This window comes from Vibrio algivorus (assembly GCF_030161215.1).
In the GTDB taxonomy this organism is placed as follows: Bacteria; Pseudomonadota; Gammaproteobacteria; order Enterobacterales; family Vibrionaceae; genus Vibrio; species Vibrio algivorus.
On sequence record NZ_BSPV01000009.1, the window covers coordinates 169,182 to 185,463 of the forward strand.

Sequence of the window (16,282 nt, forward strand, 5' to 3'; positions counted from 1 at the left end):
AGAATAAAACAAGCTTTAGACAAGGAAAATTGAATATGATCATGGTTATTCCATCTCTATTCAATTTAACGCCGTATAAAGCTTGTTTTAACTTGCCCTTCGGGAGCTTCATTCAAACCTTTATGCCGTGTCAGATTGGTTTGAAAGGTGCTTACATTCCTTCGCCATTCTTCCTTGCCTAAAGGTTTGGATGATAGCTCTGAATTCTGTATCTTGAAGTCACTTGGGTATATACCCAGAATATCAAGGGGTGGGAACAAAATGAACGAATATATTGAATTAACCGATGTACTTGAGCAGCTTGAAGATCAACTGATTCAATTGTCGTTATGGGAAGAGGAACCGCCGACTCAGAAAGCGTTAAGTAGCGACCAACCATTTGCATTAGATACACTTCAACCAACCCAATGGTTGCAATGGATTTTTCTACCTAAAATGCACGAGCTTATTGAATCACAATCAGAAGTGCCGATTGGCTTTGAAGTCAGCCCTTATTTTGAGCAAGCCATGACAGATAAAGATCATCGTGATGCCTTGTTACCTATCCTAAATCAATTAGATGAAACCGTGAGATGAATGTAGAAAATAACCCTGAGTTGATGAGGGACTCACAAGAGGCCGTTGTTGAAACGATAGAGCTAGAAGTGGTTTATCGTGACGAGTATTTTATCGCGGTCAATAAGCCAGCTGGAATGTTAGTACATCGTTCGTGGCTTGACCGTCATGAGACGCAATTTGTGATGCAGACCTTGCGAGATCAAATTGGCCAGCATGTGTTCCCTTTGCATCGACTTGATCGTCCAACGTCTGGTGTTTTGTTGTTCGCATTATCGAGTGAATTTGCCTCAAAAGCAGCACCAATGTTTGCTGAACATCAATTCACCAAAACTTATCATGCAATTGTACGTGGTTGGATTGAGGAGGGAGATCGCCTTGATTACCCGCTGAAAAAAGAGCAGGACAAAATCGCTGATAAATTTGCATCAAAAGAGGTTGAAGCTCAGTCCGCTATTACTGACTACCAACCATTGTCTAAAGTTGAAGTTCCCCACTCAACGGGCCGCTTTCCAACTAGTCGTTTTTGTTTGGTAGAAATGACACCACTAACCGGTCGTAAACATCAATTACGTCGTCACATGGCGCACTTACGTCATCCAATATTAGGGGATACTTCTCATGGTGATGGTAAACAAAACCGTCTATTTAGAGAGGTTTATAACGCAAATCGCCTAATGTTACATGCCAGTAAGTTAGAGTTTGTCCACCCTTACACGGATGAGAATATCGCCATTGAAGCGAAGTTTGATGAGGTGTGGTTAACGCTCGTTGAAGAGTTTGATTGGAAGATCTGTTTCGAGTAGTGTGTTTCGTGTTACGAGTACAAAATGTATCGGTGCTCGAATCTCGGGAGTTTTACTTCTCGTAACTCGGAAAAGCGAGCTCCTCAATACATGAAATAGAGCGTCATCCTGAAAAGCGACGTAGGAGCGCAGTTCAGGATCTCCAACAGCGATGGGAAACTTAATGTGTAGTAGGAGATTCCGTATCTTCTTCGCTTAGACTCATGTACGGAATGACGTTATTTGAGTTACAGAGATGTGGCTATCTATTCCCTTATTTCAGCTTCTCTAAATCTGCTTCTATCTCTGCAATTTTCCCAGCCACTACTTTTTCTAGGTGACGTAAGTCGGTCAAGATTTTGTGCTTGATATCAGTACTGTCTAATTCTTTGGGTTTAGTTATCTGGTTAAGCTCAGTCATCACTTGGGTGAGGTTTGGGCTCACTTCTGTGGTTTCTTTATATTGGCCTGATTGGTTATTTACCCGAATATTTTTGCGCTGACGTGGGTATTTGAATTTTAAGCTTTTGGCAAATAGTTCACCTTTTTGTTTATGAAAGTAAACTTTTAATACATCGACTTGAGCTTCTTGGCGCAAGCTGTAACGCGCAATGAGAGATGTGTCTGGAATACCAAGTTTCTTTAAGTTTGGATACATAAATCATTTACCTCTGGTTAAAACAAAAGGGTTAGAACAAAAGACGAATGTTGCTGTTTACTTTCAGTATAGTGATAAGCAATAACTATTCATGTGGTGATAAAGTTTTAATTGCCTCAACCAATTCAATTTTTAGTGCCTCTTCTACCTCCGACTCTAATCGACCTCCGCTAGGTGAGGTGAGGATAAATAAATCTTCTGCTCGCTCTCCTATAGTGGTGATTTTTGCGCCATGTAAGTTTACACCTAGTTTGGCAAAGACTTGGCCAATTGTTGCTAAAAGCCCTGGGGTATCAAGAGCAACAAGTTCCATTAAACTGCGTTTTCCTGTACGTGTTGGGATGAAATCGACACGAGTTTTAACATGGAAGTGTTTGAGTTTGTTAGGGACTCTGCGTGAACGAGTATTGGCGCTGATTTTTCCATTTAGTACATCAGTGAGATATTGTTTGATTTGCTCGTGGCGGACATCTTCAACGGGGTCTCCATTTTGGTCGAGAACCATAAAGGTGTCTAGAGCATAACCATCTTTGCTGGTCATAACTTGAGCATCATGAATACTTAAATTTCGACGATCTAGTTCGGCGGCCATCATACCAAATAAGCTCGCTTTATCTTTTGCGTAAATGAAAACTTCTGTACCACCGCGTGTGGCATTTTTACTGATTAAGACAAGTGGTTTATCTGCTGGGTGCGTAAGTAGGTGCTCACTATGCCATGCGATTTGTTTCGCAGTATGTCGTAAAAAGTAGTCAGCTTTAAATCGTTGCCATAGCACTTCAATTTCTCTTGGGCTGAAGTTTTCTTTACGTAGCATTGCAGCCGCCATGTGTTGGTTATGGCGAATACGGTCACGCAGATCAACCGGGTTTTCTAACCCCCGACGTAAGGCGCGTTGGGTTGAGTAAAATAGCTCAGCAAGTAGTGTCCGTTTCCAACTATTCCATAGCTCTGGATTGGTCGCACAGATATCGGCAACGGTTAAGCACACCAGATTTTCTAGGTATTCTTCATCGCGTACTTTTTTGGCAAACTCGGTGATGACATCAGGGTCGTAAATATCACGTCTTTGCGCGGTGACAGACATTAATAAATGGTTTTGAACTAACCAAGAAACTAACTTAGCTTCAGGTTTTGAAAGGTCGTGTTCAATGCAAAAATCGTAGGCTTCTACAGCACCAATTTCAGAGTGATCACCACCGCGGCCTTTACCAATATCATGGAATATCGCAGCAATAATCAGTAAGTTTTTCTTCTGCATTCTAGGATAAACATCGCAACATATTGGATGTTTATCATGGTTGTCGATATTACTAAACGAGTGGATATGCTTGAGTACCCGCATGCTGTGTTCATCGACGGTATAGACGTGAAATAGGTCAAACTGCATTTGGCCAACGATTTGGCTCCATTGGGGTAAATATGCCGCTAATACTCCCAAGCGATGCATTAAACTGAAAGCTTTATGTAACGAATTGGGGTGATTAATGAGCGCCATGAATTTTTCACGGGCAGCAGGAATAGTGTGTAAGAATCGGTTGAGCCTACGTCTTGCAGTACGTAGCTGGCGCAAGGTTGGTGGGCTAACACCTTCAATGGTTGAATCATTGGCAATATGTAAAAACATGTCCAAAATGGTTTCAGGCCTTGCTTGGAATAGAGCTGGTTTTCTCGCTTCAATTAATGATCCGCGGCGCTGAAAGTCATCCGAAATGATGACCGCATCTGGCAGCTTGCCTTTACTCATAATGGCTTGATCAAAGAGCTTGAGCAGCATTTTATTGAGTTCGGCAACCCGACGTAATGTCCGGTAAAACTCTTTCATCATCATTTCGATGGCACGGTTACCTTCACCGGTAAAACCTAAATTTTCTGCCACGTTAGCTTGATGGCCAAAGGTTAAGCGGTTGTCATAACGTTTTAATTCAATATGTAGTGCAAAGCGAACACGCCATAAGAAGTTTTGACACTCCAATAATTCGCGATATTCAGCGTCAGTTAAAAAACCAGCGTAACTCATTTCACGTAGTGAGGTCGCGCCGAAATGACGACGGGCAACCCAACTTAAAGTGTGAATGTCTCGCAGGCCACCGGGACTAGATTTAATATCTGGCTCTAAATTATATGTTGTGTCGTGATAGCGAGCGTGTCGTTCACGTTGTTCTTCAAGCTTGGCTTCATAGAAAACATCACTAGGCCAAAAGCTAGCCGATGAAATCTGTTCAATGAGTTGATTGTAGGTATCTTCACATCCACATAAAAAACGCGCTTCTTGTAAATTAGTTGCAACGGTTAAATCATCTTTACCGACGTGGATACATTCCTTTAAGGTTCGGACACTATGGCCAACTTCTAAGTGCAGATCCCATAGTAGAGTGATGAATTCACTGATTTTTTTGTTTACTTCATCAGAGATTTTCTTTTCTGATAATACCAGGATATCAATATCAGACAGAGGATGAAGTTCCGAACGACCATAGCCTCCCACCGCAATTAAGCTAAGTGAATTTACTTGTGCAAAGCCAAAAAAGTCCCATAAGCGCTGAAGTATGGAGTCCATATAAGCAGAACGTTCATATACCAAATCTTGGACAGGCTGTCGCTGTTCTAAAAAGGCTTGTTTTTGGTGCTGAGAAAACTGTTCCAATTGCTGTTTAAGAGCCATGGATGACAGTTGTTGATCATCGAGAGAGACTGGAGACTGATAAGTCATGAATGCATTCCTTGCAACAAGTAAATCTAATTCGATAGTACCTGTATTGCAGATAATAAAAAAGCCTTTATCAGAATAGAGATAAAGGCTTCATTTTTCGAGTTCGAGTTCGAGTTCGAGTTCGAGTTCGAGTTTAGATATTGTTCATTAAACGAGGAATAGATTCTTCCGAGCGTAATGTCATTACTTCACAACCCGATTTAGTGACAAGAATAGTATGCTCATATTGTGCTGAGTTTTTGCCATCGCCTGTATAAACCGTCCAATCGTCTTCAGCATCAACGGTTACGCCAAATTTACCTGCGTTGATCATAGGTTCAATGGTGAAGATCATACCTTCTTTCATGACACGACGGTCTGAGTTTCGGTAATGCACAACTTGAGGTTCTGAATGAAACTCATCACTGATTCCATGACCACAAAAATCTTTCACAATCGAAAATTTATTGCGAGGGTTCTTTTTGTTGTTGTCTTTGATGTATTTTTCAATGGCAGTACCAATATCGCCAATGGTTGCACCAGGTTTTACTTTACGCATGCCAACATAAAGTGCTTCTTGAGTCACCATACATAAGCGTTTATCGGCAGGAGAAACATCACCTACTAGGAACATCTTAGAAGTATCACCATAGTAACCTTCAGGGCGAACGCTAAGATCGGCATTTGGATCGTTCGGAATGATCACTGTGATGTCTAGGTTGACAATATCACCATTTTTTAAAACTGCAGGCTTAACTTGGCCATTGCTGCCTATTTCATCTTGGCTTGCTGGAATACCGTGACAAACAATATGATTGATCGAAGTACAAATTGATTTTGGATAGCCATGGTAGTCAAGAGGTGCTGAGTAAGCGCCTTTTTCTAGGGCATAGTTATGGCAGATTTTATCAAGTTCTTCGGTGGTAACCCCTTCTTTGATGTGGGGTTCAATCATTTCTAAAACTTCGGCTGCGAGCTTACAAGCAACGCGCATTTTTTCAATTTCTTCAGCGGTGTTAATTTTGATCGACATAATTAGTATCCGTTATCTCTTTGTGTCTAGTGTATTAACAGTGGGCTCTAATCGCAATTGAAATCCGTTAGCATCTAGGATAAATCTCTTTATTTGGCAGAATAAATGATAAATCAACAAAAAATCTCACCTCGAAAAGGTCAGTTTTTCTGGTGTTCTAACTGGCTTTTATGATATAAAGCGCACCGAAATCTGTAACTACTTTCTCCTTTTTAAGGCGAAGTAGTGTGGGTTTCATATACTTATTTCTTAAATCACACACATTCCGACACGTGATCCGGGGTGCTCTTTTAAGCTTATTTATAGCGAAAGGGTCGGTATCATGGGGGATGTGGAGGCCTAACCCCATATAGAGGATTATATAATGGCAACTGTATCAATGCGCGATATGCTTAAAGCTGGTGTTCACTTTGGTCACCAAACTCGTTACTGGAACCCAAAAATGAAGCCATTCATCTTTGGCGCTCGTAACAAAGTTCATATCATCAACCTAGAACAAACAGTTCCAATGTTCAACGATGCACTAGCTGAGCTAGGCAAAATCGGTGAGCGTAAAGGTAAAGTTCTTTTCGTTGGTACTAAGCGCGCAGCTTCTGAAGCAGTAAAAGAAGCAGCTATCAACAGCAACCAGTACTACGTAAACAACCGCTGGTTAGGCGGCATGTTGACTAACTACAAAACTGTTCGTCAATCAATCAAGCGTCTGAAAGATTTCGAAGCTCAAGCTCAAGACGGCACTTTTGAAAAACTAACTAAGAAAGAAGCTCTAATGCGTACCCGTGAAATGGATAAGCTAGAGAAATCTCTTGGTGGTATCAAAAACATGGGTGGCCTACCTGACGCACTATTCGTAATCGATGCTGATCACGAGCACATTGCTATTAAAGAAGCAAACAACCTAGGTATCCCAGTATTTGCTGTTGTAGATACAAACTCTGACCCAGATGGCGTAGATTTCGTTATCCCTGGTAACGACGATGCAATCCGTGCGGTACAACTATACCTAAACGCTGCTGGTCAAGCGGTAACTGAAGGTCGTAACAAAGACGTAGCTGCAGTTGCTGATAAAGACGGTTTCGTAGAAGAAGCTTAATATCGTAACTCCTAGGTTCAACAGACCCTAGCCACTTAATCTTGCTGTCATAAATGAATAGCTGAGATTGAGTTATAGTTACAAATAGGGGACATGCTTTTAATAAAATATTAGCCTGGCCCCTGTTTTTTACCATTTTTGGAATCAACCGAGGATTAAACCATGGCAACAGTAACTGCTGCTCTAGTTAAAGAATTGCGTGAGCGTACTGGCGCAGGCATGATGGATTGTAAAAAAGCGCTTGTTGAAGCGAATGCTGATATTGAATTAGCAATCGAAAACATGCGTAAAAGCGGTGCGGCTAAAGCTGCTAAAAAAGCGGGTAACGTTGCTGCTGAAGGTACTATTTTAGTAAAAGAAGCGGACGGTTTTGCCGCGCTTCTTGAAGTAAACTGCCAAACTGACTTCGTAGCTAAAGATGCGAATTTCCTAGCATTTGCTAACGAAGTTCTTGATGCTGCAGTTGCAGAGCGTTTAGATGTAGAAGCACTTCAAGCTAAATTTGAAGACACTCGTATCGCTCTAGTTGCAAAAATTGGCGAGAACATCAGCATCCGCCGTGTTCAATACATTGAAGGTGCTAAAGTCGGTTCTTACCGTCACGGTGAGCGTATCGGTGTAGTTGTTGCTGGTGATGCTAGCGATGAAGTAATCAAGCAAGTTGCTATGCACGTAGCAGCATCTAAGCCTGAATACGTAAACCCTGAAGATGTTCCTGCTGATGTTGTTGCTAAAGAGAAAGCGGTTCAAGTTGAAATCGCAATGAACGAAGGCAAACCACAAGAAATCGCAGAGAAAATGGTTATTGGTCGTATGAAGAAGTTCACTGGTGAGGTTTCTCTTACTGGTCAAGCTTTCATCATGGAACCTAAGAAAACTGTTGGTGAATTCTTGAAAGAGCAAGGCGCTTCAGTAACTAACTTCGTTCGTCTAGAAGTTGGTGAAGGTATCGAAAAAGCGGCTGAAATGAGCTTCGCTGAAGAAGTTGCAGCGGTACAAAAAGGTTAATTCCTGATTTGTATAGCTAACCTAAAGGACCGTGGCACTGCTGCGGTCTTTTTGTGAGGAAAAGGCCCTAGGCATCTAGTTCCTAGTCCCTAGGAAAGCACTTCACAGCTAGTGCAATGCTTTAAGTTATTAGATGGAATAGACTAAATTATTAATTGTTATGAATGTGCAGTATATCTAGCATCACCAGGAACCAGGAACCAGGAACCAGGAACCAGGAACCAGGAACCATAATCTGTCTATTCATAACCGTTAATCAACCATACTTTGAAAGGTAAACTCCATGACAACGAATCCTAAGCCTGCATATCAGCGTATTTTGTTAAAACTTAGTGGCGAAGCTCTACAGGGTGAAGAAGGTTTTGGTATCGATCCGGCTATTTTGGATCGCATGGCTCAAGAAATTAAAGAACTCGTTGAACTTGGCGTACAAGTTGGCGTTGTTATTGGTGGTGGTAACCTATTCCGTGGTGCTGGTCTAGCGGAAGCTGGCATGAATCGTGTAGTTGGTGATCACATGGGGATGCTAGCGACTGTGATGAATGGCCTAGCAATGCGTGATGCGCTTCATCGTGCTTATGTGAATGCGCGAGTAATGTCTGCGATTCAATTAAAAGGTGTATGTGATGATTACAACTGGGCGGATGCGATCAGTCAACTTCGTCAAGGCCGTGTAGTGATCTTTTCTGCTGGTACGGGTAACCCATTCTTTACAACTGATTCAGCAGCATGTCTACGCGGGATCGAAATTGAAGCAGATATTGTACTAAAAGCAACCAAAGTGGATGGCGTTTATACTGCTGACCCAGTTGCTAACCCAGACGCTGTTTTGTGTGATAAACTGAGTTACAACAGCGTGCTGGAAAAAGAATTAAAAGTGATGGACTTAGCTGCCTTCACTTTAGCTCGTGATCATAAAATGCCAATTCGCGTATTCAACATGAACAAGCCAGGTGCTTTGCGTCGTGTCGTAATGGGTGAGCAAGAAGGCACACTAATCGGCGAGCTGCCAGAATAAGAACGTGATAAAGCAATTAACATCGCGAGAGTGAAGGTGTTCGCTCTGTAGAAAATACAAATAACAAGGTGATATCGTGATTAACGAAATTAAACAAGACGCTCAAGAGCGCATGGCAAAAAGTGTTGAAGCACTAAAAAATAACCTTTCAAAAATCCGTACAGGCCGTGCTCACCCAAGTATTCTGCAAAATATTTCTGTTGAATATTACGGTGCACCAACGCCTTTAAACCAAGTTGCTAACATCATTGCTGAAGATGCGCGTACATTGGCAATTACTGTTTTTGATAAAGAGCTGACGCCAATGGTAGAAAAAGCCATCATGAAATCAGATCTAGGTCTTAACCCAATGTCTGCTGGTACGGTAATTCGTGTACCACTTCCACCATTAACAGAAGAGCGTCGTAAAGACCTTGTAAAGATTGTTCGTGGCGAAGCTGAAGGTGGTCGTGTCGCTGTACGTAATATTCGTCGTGATGCAAATGCTGATTTTAAAGCGCTTTTAAAAGATAAAGAAATCTCTGAAGATGAAGATCGTAAAGCGCAAGACGAGATTCAAAAAATCACTGATGCAGCTGTTAAAAACATTGATGAGTTGCTTGCAGTGAAAGAAAAAGAGTTGATGGAAGTTTAATCTTCTTTTTCTATCTGCTTGAGGGCGCTGTGCGGTACAGCACAGCGCCTTTTTTATGCAAAACCTGCCTACAAGTATGAATAAAATAATGTCTGATATTCAATTCTCATCTGATCTACTACCACAACATATTGCCGTTATTATGGATGGCAATGGTCGTTGGGCTAAGCAACGTGGTAAACCTCGTATCTATGGTCATAGAATGGCAGTTAAATCAGTGCGAGAAACTATCTCAACCGCAAGTCGATTGGGAATAAAAGCCATTACTTTATTCGCATTTAGCAGTGAAAATTGGAAGCGCCCGGAAGAAGAAGTGAATGTACTCATGGACCTCTTCATGACGGTGTTAACCAGAGAAGTCAAAAAACTGCATAAGAATAATCTACGCCTACAGATTATTGGTGATAAAACCCGTTTTAGTCCAGCATTACAGAAAAAAATTGCAGCAGCAGAAGCACTAACTGAAGCGAATACTGGCACTGTGATTAATGTCGCCGCTAATTATGGCGGTAAATGGGATATTACTGAAGCGGTTAAGCAAGTGGCCCAACAGGTATCGGAGGGACAACTTCAGCCACAAGACATTACCGAAGCAACGATATCCCAGCACTTATCTATGGCTGATTTACCGGATGTCGATCTAATGATTCGCACTAGCGGTGAGTGCCGAATTAGCAATTTTATGCTTTGGCAAATGGCGTATGCAGAATTGTATTTTACTGATTTATTTTGGCCAGAATTCGATGAGCAAGCAATGTTGGACGCCATTGCTTGGTTCATCAATCGTGAAAGACGCTTTGGTTGCACGAGTGAGCAACTACAATCGTTGATGATTCAATAATAAAGGACGAAAGTTTGAAACAAAGAATAATAACAGCATTGATTTTAGCGCCTTTGGTTTTATGGGGGGTGTTTGAACTTTCAATTCCTTTTTTCATTGTTGCGTTAACAGCGATATCTATTATTGGTTTTTGGGAGTGGACTCAATTTGTTTTACCTAAATCACGTGCACTTAGTCTTATTCCGTCTTTAGTGGTTTTGGCTAGCAGTTTTGCTGTTTTTCCATTTGATACCCTAAGCTTATCAATAGTCTCTGAGACGCACCTATGGATATTATCGGCAGGGGCGATCTGGTGGATTGTAGCGAGTGGTTTAGCGCTAACCTACCCAAAAAGTATGAATTTGTGGGAGAAGAGCGTTGCTTTGCGTCATCTATTTGGCATGTTATCTCTTATTCCTTTTTTATGGGCGGTCTTTCTACTTAGAGCCCAAGATTATGCTTTGAACCCTTATCACGGTGCTAAATTAGTTATGTTTGTTTGCTTGTTAGTATGGGCTGCTGATACTGGAGCATACTTTTCAGGAAAAACATTTGGTAAACATAAAATGGCACCGAATGTTAGCCCTAACAAAACACTGGAAGGGTTATTTGGTGGCATTATCTTAGCCATGATCGTTGGTTGGTTTGCTTCTTCTTTACTGGATATTCACTTTGCTAGCTTGACAGTGATGCTATTTATTACTTTCGTTACAGTGGTTATTTCTGTTTTAGGTGATTTAGTCGAAAGCATGTTTAAGCGCGTTTCTAATATTAAAGACAGCAGTAATATTATCCCAGGGCATGGTGGCATTCTTGATCGCATCGATAGTCTTGTCGCGGCATTTCCAGTTTTTGCTTTGTTGTACTTTATTTGCCAATAATCTACCTCACGAAATATAGGAAGAATATTGATGTATTTATTCTTAATGGTTGATTGATCATGCAAAAGATAACAATTTTAGGTGCAACGGGTTCAATTGGAGCAAGTACTTTATCGGTAGTTGAGCATAACCCTGAACAATTTGAAGTGTATGCTTTATCCGCTGATTCTAATGTTGAAAGCATGCAAGCTTTATGTGAAAAATGGCAGCCTAAAATGGCGGCAATGGCTGATGAAGCGGCTGCATTGGCGTTAGAAAAACGTCTTAAAAACGTGAACTGTAAAACTCAAGTTGTTGCTGGAGTTGATGGCTTATGCGCTATTTCTTCTGCTGATGGCGTGGATATGGTGATGGCGGCAATCGTAGGCTCTCCTGGTTTATTACCGACGATGGCGGCGGTTAAAGCCGGTAAGCGCATATTACTTGCTAATAAAGAGTCTTTGGTAATGTCAGGCCAATTTTTTATCGATGCGGCTAAGCAATACGGTGCACAAGTTCTTCCTGTCGATAGTGAGCATAATGCTATTTTCCAATGTTTATCTCAGAGCGTACAGAATCAACTTGGTTACTGTGATTTAGATGAAGGTGGTATTCACTCCATCTTATTAACCGGATCGGGCGGTCCATTTCGTTATAGTGATATTGCAAGTCTTGATTCAGTGACGCCTGAAATGGCAATTGCTCATCCTAATTGGTCGATGGGGCCAAAGATCTCAGTTGATTCTGCAACTATGATGAACAAAGGCTTAGAATTTATTGAAGCAAAATGGCTATTTAATGCTAAGCAAGAACAGCTAAAAGTTTTGATTCATCCGCAATCGGTGATCCATTCGATGGTGCAATACAATGATGGTTCGGTATTGGCGCAAATGGGAGAACCAGATATGCGCACTCCTATCGCGCTTTCAATGTCTCATCCAAATCGTATCCCTTCAGGTGTTAAACCTCTTGATTTTACAGCATTAACTGAACTGACCTTTTTAGCGCCTGATATGTCAAGATACCCATGTTTGCAGTTAGCGATTGATGCTTGCTACACCGGGCAACATGCCACTACTGCAATTAATGCAGCCAATGAAATATCAGTCGCGGCGTTTTTGGATCGTCAATTAAAATTTACAGATATTGCACGAGTTAACGAAATAGTAATGAATAAAGTGTGTGGCTTATCGACTCTTGGAACGGAGAGTTTGGAAAGCTTACTTGAGCTAGATAGAATAGCTCGAATTTATGCAACAGAAACTTTAGCAGAGCGTAATTAATGACTGGCATATTATGGAATTTAGCTTCATTTATCGTAGCCCTTGGCATACTCGTTGCTGTACATGAGTTTGGTCATTTTTGGGTAGCGAGACGTTGTGGCGTTAAAGTCGAAAAGTTTTCAATAGGCTTTGGTAAATCATTATGGAGTCGTAAGGGTAAGGATGGCGTTGAATACTCCATCTCAATGATTCCACTCGGCGGCTTCGTTAAAATGTTGGACTCTCGCGTTGATGAAGTGGCAGAGCAAGATAAACATTTAGCTTTTGATCATAAAAGTTTATGGCGCCGTAGTGCGATAGTCGCTGCTGGTCCTGCCTTTAACTTCTTCTTCGCTATTTTTGCTTACTGGCTAGTCTTTATGATCGGTGTACCCGCAGTGAAACCGGTTATTGGTGAAGTCACGCCCAATTCTATTATTTCTCAAGCAGGAATTGAATCGGGGATGGAACTTAAAGAAATTTCTGGTATCCAAACCTCTGATTGGGATTCGGTGAATATGGCTCTGATCTCTCATATTGGGGATGATCAGATAGTTATGAAGCTTGCTTCAGCGGGTGAGTTAGGGGTTGAACGTACTGTTACCTTAAACACCCAAGATTGGAAGTTTGACCCAGAAGTTGACTCAGCAATGGGCACATTAGGTTTTCAACCATATCGACCTGAAATTATTTCTACTATTTCGAATATTACGGAAGGTAGTGCTGCTGAAAAATCCGGCTTACAAGTCGGTGATAAGTTAATTGCTGTTAATGGTGAGGCAGTGACAGCATGGCAGCAATTTGTTGATACCGTTGTTGCAAATCCAGAGCAAGAAGTGAGTTTAAAAGTTAATCGAGATGGCCAAGAACTGACCTTGAGCTTATTTCCAGCGAGCAAAACTTTAAAAAATGGTGACACAATAGGGTTTGCAGGTGTTGCACCATCAGTGGGAGAATGGCCTGAATCTTACCGCTTTGAGCAAAAGTTTGGTGTGTTAGCCTCTATACCTAAAGCGGTGGAAAAAACGGGACAAATTATTGACTTAACACTCACTATGTTGAAAAAACTCATCACAGGTGATGTCGGTATTAAAAATTTGAGCGGCCCTATTTCGATAGCTAAAGGTGCGGGTGCAACGGCTGATTATGGATTAGTTTACTTTTTAGGTTTCTTAGCATTAATTAGTGTGAATTTAGGGATTATCAACTTAGTGCCTTTACCTGTACTTGATGGTGGTCATTTGTTATTTTTTGCTATCGAAGCTGTGATTCGCCGCCCAGTCCCAGAAAAAGTACAAGAAGTGGGATATCGCATCGGTAGTGCGGCGATTTTCTCTCTGATGTTAATTGCAATTTTCAATGATTTTGCTCGCCTGTAGTGCCAGTAGTGGTTTAATAAGGCCAAGTAGTATAAAGGATTAATAATAAAGTTTATGGCGATCAAACGTTTATGGATTTCAACTTTGCTGATGCTCAGCACGGTTGCACACGCTGACTCTTTCGAAGTATCAGATATCAAGATCGAAGGTTTACAGCGAGTTGCGCTCGGTGCGGTATTGCTCAAAATGCCAGTACGTGTCGGTGATACGGTTGATGAGCAGGATGCCTCCGCTATTATTCAAGCTCTGTATTCTTCAGGTAACTTTGAAGATGTGAAAGTCTTTCGAGATGGTGACGTTTTACTCGTACAAGTTAAAGAGCGTCCAACCATTGCTGAGATCTCATTCTCCGGTAACAAGGCGATTAAAGATGAGCAGTTACAACAAAACTTGGATGCTTCTGGTATTCGGGTGGGGGAAGCTCTAGACCGCACTAAACTGAGTACGATTGAAAAGGGACTAGAAGATTTCTACTACAGCGTGGGTAAATACAACGCAACGGTAAAAGCGGTGGTAACACCACTACCTCGGAACCGTTCGGATTTGAAGTTTGTATTTACTGAAGGTGTATCAGCTAAAATTCAACAAATTAACTTTATTGGTAACGAAGTATTTACCGATGGTGAACTCCTTTCTCGTTTTGATTTGAATGCTGATGTGCCGTGGTGGAATTTCATGGCCGATGAAAAGTATCAAAAGCAAGTTCTTGCTGGTGATATCGAAAAACTACGGACTTATTACTTTGATCGTGGGTACCTGAAGTTTAAAGTGCTATCGACTAATGTCTCAATTTCACCGGATAAAAAAGGTGTATATATCACGCTTAATTTAAACGAAGGTGAACCTTACACGGTTAAAGAAATTAAATTCCGTGGTGACCTAATCGGTAAACAAGATGACTTCACCGAGATGGTGCCGTTTGAAACTGGTGATACTTATAATGGTTCGCTAGTGACGGGTCTTGAAGAGAATATCAAGAAAACGCTTGGGGAATCAGGGTACGCTTATCCTAAAGTACAAACCATTCCTGAGTTTGATGACAATAAAAAAGAAGTGACACTGACAGTTCAAGTCGATCCGGGTAACCGTATGTATGTACGTGATATTCGTTTTACTGGTAATAACATCACCAAAGATGAAGTATTGCGTCGCGAAATGCGCCAAATGGAGAGTGGTTGGTTAAACTCAAAATCCATTGAAACCGGTAAAGCACGTTTGAATCGTCTTGGTTTCTTTGAAACGGTTGATGTGCAAACCCAGCGAGTACCAGGCACTGAAGATCAAGTTGATATCGTTTATAACGTGAAGGAAGCGAACTCGGGTAGTGTGAACTTTGGTGTTGGTTATGGTACAGAGTCCGGTGTAAGTTTTCAGGTTGGTCTGCAGCAAGATAACTTCTTAGGAACCGGTAATCGTATTGGTATTAACGCCATGACCAATGATTACCAAAAAAATGTCAGTTTAGAATATCGTGACCCATATTGGACACTAGACGGTGTTAGTTTGGGCGGTAAGATTTTCTACAACGAGTTTGAAGCATCAGAAGCGGGTATTGTTGACTATACCAACCAAAGCTACGGTACAGATTTAACCTGGGGTTTTCCTATTAATGAATTAAACTTCATCGAATTAGGGATAGGTTATACCCACAATAAAATTTCCAATATTGACCCGTATGTACAAAATGAAGGTTTCTTAGCTTCGCAGCAGTCAGCTGGGAACTATGATACTGAATCTGGTGAATTGGATGTTGATGATTTTGATATTAATATTTCGTGGACTCGAAATAATTTAAACCGTGGTTATTTCCCAACCGCTGGTAACCACCAACGTGCAACTTTTAAAATAACCGTACCTGGCTCTGACGTTCCATATTATAAGATGCAATATGATGCTAAGCAGTATATACCATTAACTCAAAAACAAGATTTCACATTATTACTTCGTGGTCGTTTGGGATATGGTAATGGCTACGGTTCAACCGATGGGAATGATAACTTATTCCCATTTTATGAAAACTACTACGCGGGTGGTTTCTCATCATTACGTGGCTTTGGTTCTAACTCAGTAGGGCCTAAAGCTGTGTATAATGAAGGTGGGAGTAATGGCGGTAATAACCCTAACTACGTGGCAACTGATGAATCGGTTGGTGGTAATGCTACAGCACTGGCAAGTGTTGAGTTAATTGTTCCAACTCCATTTGCTTCTGAAGAAATTCAGCAATCAGTGCGTACAAGTGTGTTTGTTGATGTAGCCAGTGTATGGGATACCGAATTTAAGTATCGTGATGCTGATGCTAATATGGCCGGTAAAGATTATTACTATGATTATTCAGACCCATTTGCGTTCCGTGCTTCGTATGGTATGGCGTTGCAATGGATGTCACCTATGGGGCCTTTAGTGTTCTCGGTGGCGAAGCCAATTGAAATTTATGAAGGTGATGATGAAGAATTCTTTACCTTTACGATTGGTCAAACCTTCTAAC

At 41.3% G+C, this 16,282-nt stretch carries 15 protein-coding genes; 12 read left to right on the forward strand and 3 right to left on the reverse strand.

What is annotated here, in order from left to right; translation table 11 throughout:
- The first annotated feature begins 35 nt into the window (after positions 1–35).
- From QQJ93_RS13165 to truC, 3 genes are all read left to right on the forward strand, one after another.
- Positions 36–182, forward strand: a complete 147-nt coding sequence (locus QQJ93_RS13165; RefSeq protein WP_186294767.1) for a hypothetical protein — start codon at positions 36–38, stop codon at positions 180–182.
- A 79-nt stretch (positions 183–261) separates the two neighbouring features.
- On the forward strand, positions 262–576 hold the full coding sequence (locus QQJ93_RS13170) for a YqcC family protein (protein ID WP_089123376.1): 315 nt from the start codon (positions 262–264) through the stop codon (positions 574–576).
- A gap of 23 nt (positions 577–599) precedes the next feature.
- Entirely contained in the window at positions 600–1,361 is a 762-nt protein-coding gene (gene truC, locus QQJ93_RS13175; protein WP_089123612.1) for a tRNA pseudouridine(65) synthase TruC, read from the forward strand.
- 253 nt (positions 1,362–1,614) lie between these two features.
- Here the strand turns inward: truC and QQJ93_RS13180 are convergent, their stop codons facing one another.
- The 3 genes from QQJ93_RS13180 to map all read right to left on the reverse strand — a co-directional run bounded on the left by QQJ93_RS13180 (position 1,615) and on the right by map (position 5,723).
- Positions 1,615–1,998, reverse strand: a complete 384-nt coding sequence (locus QQJ93_RS13180) for a DUF3461 family protein (protein WP_089123375.1) — start codon at positions 1,996–1,998, stop codon at positions 1,615–1,617.
- A gap of 85 nt (positions 1,999–2,083) precedes the next feature.
- Positions 2,084–4,711, reverse strand: a complete 2,628-nt coding sequence (gene glnD, locus QQJ93_RS13185) for a bifunctional uridylyltransferase/uridylyl-removing protein GlnD (RefSeq protein WP_089123374.1) — start codon at positions 4,709–4,711, stop codon at positions 2,084–2,086.
- Positions 4,712–4,844: 133 nt separating this feature from the next.
- Positions 4,845–5,723 (reverse strand): type I methionyl aminopeptidase, encoded by an 879-nt coding sequence (gene map, locus QQJ93_RS13190; RefSeq protein ID WP_089123373.1) that lies wholly within the window; start codon positions 5,721–5,723, stop codon positions 4,845–4,847.
- Positions 5,724–6,087: 364 nt separating this feature from the next.
- Between map and rpsB the strand changes: the two genes are divergently transcribed.
- The 9 genes from rpsB (at position 6,088) to bamA (ending at position 16,281) form a co-directional block, all read left to right on the forward strand.
- The gene (gene rpsB, locus QQJ93_RS13195) at positions 6,088–6,816 is read left to right on the forward strand and encodes a 30S ribosomal protein S2 (RefSeq protein ID WP_089123372.1); all 729 of its coding nucleotides are present in this window, start codon (positions 6,088–6,090) and stop codon (positions 6,814–6,816) included.
- A 162-nt stretch (positions 6,817–6,978) separates the two neighbouring features.
- Positions 6,979–7,824 (forward strand): translation elongation factor Ts, encoded by an 846-nt coding sequence (tsf, locus tag QQJ93_RS13200; protein ID WP_089123371.1) that lies wholly within the window; start codon positions 6,979–6,981, stop codon positions 7,822–7,824.
- Between the two features lie 283 nt (positions 7,825–8,107).
- Positions 8,108–8,842 (forward strand): UMP kinase, encoded by a 735-nt coding sequence (gene pyrH, locus QQJ93_RS13205; protein ID WP_089123370.1) that lies wholly within the window; start codon positions 8,108–8,110, stop codon positions 8,840–8,842.
- Between the two features lie 76 nt (positions 8,843–8,918).
- Entirely contained in the window at positions 8,919–9,476 is a 558-nt protein-coding gene (gene frr, locus QQJ93_RS13210; protein WP_089123369.1) for a ribosome recycling factor, read from the forward strand.
- 88 nt (positions 9,477–9,564) lie between these two features.
- Positions 9,565–10,317 carry an undecaprenyl pyrophosphate synthase gene (gene uppS / locus QQJ93_RS13215; protein WP_089123368.1) on the forward strand — a complete coding sequence of 251 codons (753 nt, stop codon included), beginning with the start codon at positions 9,565–9,567 and terminating at the stop codon, positions 10,315–10,317.
- A gap of 14 nt (positions 10,318–10,331) precedes the next feature.
- Complete coding sequence (locus tag QQJ93_RS13220; protein ID WP_089123367.1) at positions 10,332–11,177, forward strand: phosphatidate cytidylyltransferase; 846 nt, start codon at positions 10,332–10,334, stop codon at positions 11,175–11,177.
- 59 nt (positions 11,178–11,236) lie between these two features.
- Entirely contained in the window at positions 11,237–12,439 is a 1,203-nt protein-coding gene (gene ispC, locus QQJ93_RS13225; RefSeq protein WP_089123366.1) for a 1-deoxy-D-xylulose-5-phosphate reductoisomerase, read from the forward strand.
- Complete coding sequence (rseP, locus tag QQJ93_RS13230; RefSeq protein WP_089123365.1) at positions 12,439–13,797, forward strand: sigma E protease regulator RseP; 1,359 nt, start codon at positions 12,439–12,441, stop codon at positions 13,795–13,797. The genes ispC and rseP overlap by 1 nt, the downstream gene beginning before the upstream one ends.
- 54 nt (positions 13,798–13,851) lie before the next feature.
- Positions 13,852–16,281, forward strand: coding sequence for an outer membrane protein assembly factor BamA (gene bamA, locus QQJ93_RS13235; RefSeq protein ID WP_089123364.1), 2,430 nt, complete (start codon positions 13,852–13,854; stop codon positions 16,279–16,281).
- Position 16,282: the final 1 nt, after the last annotated feature.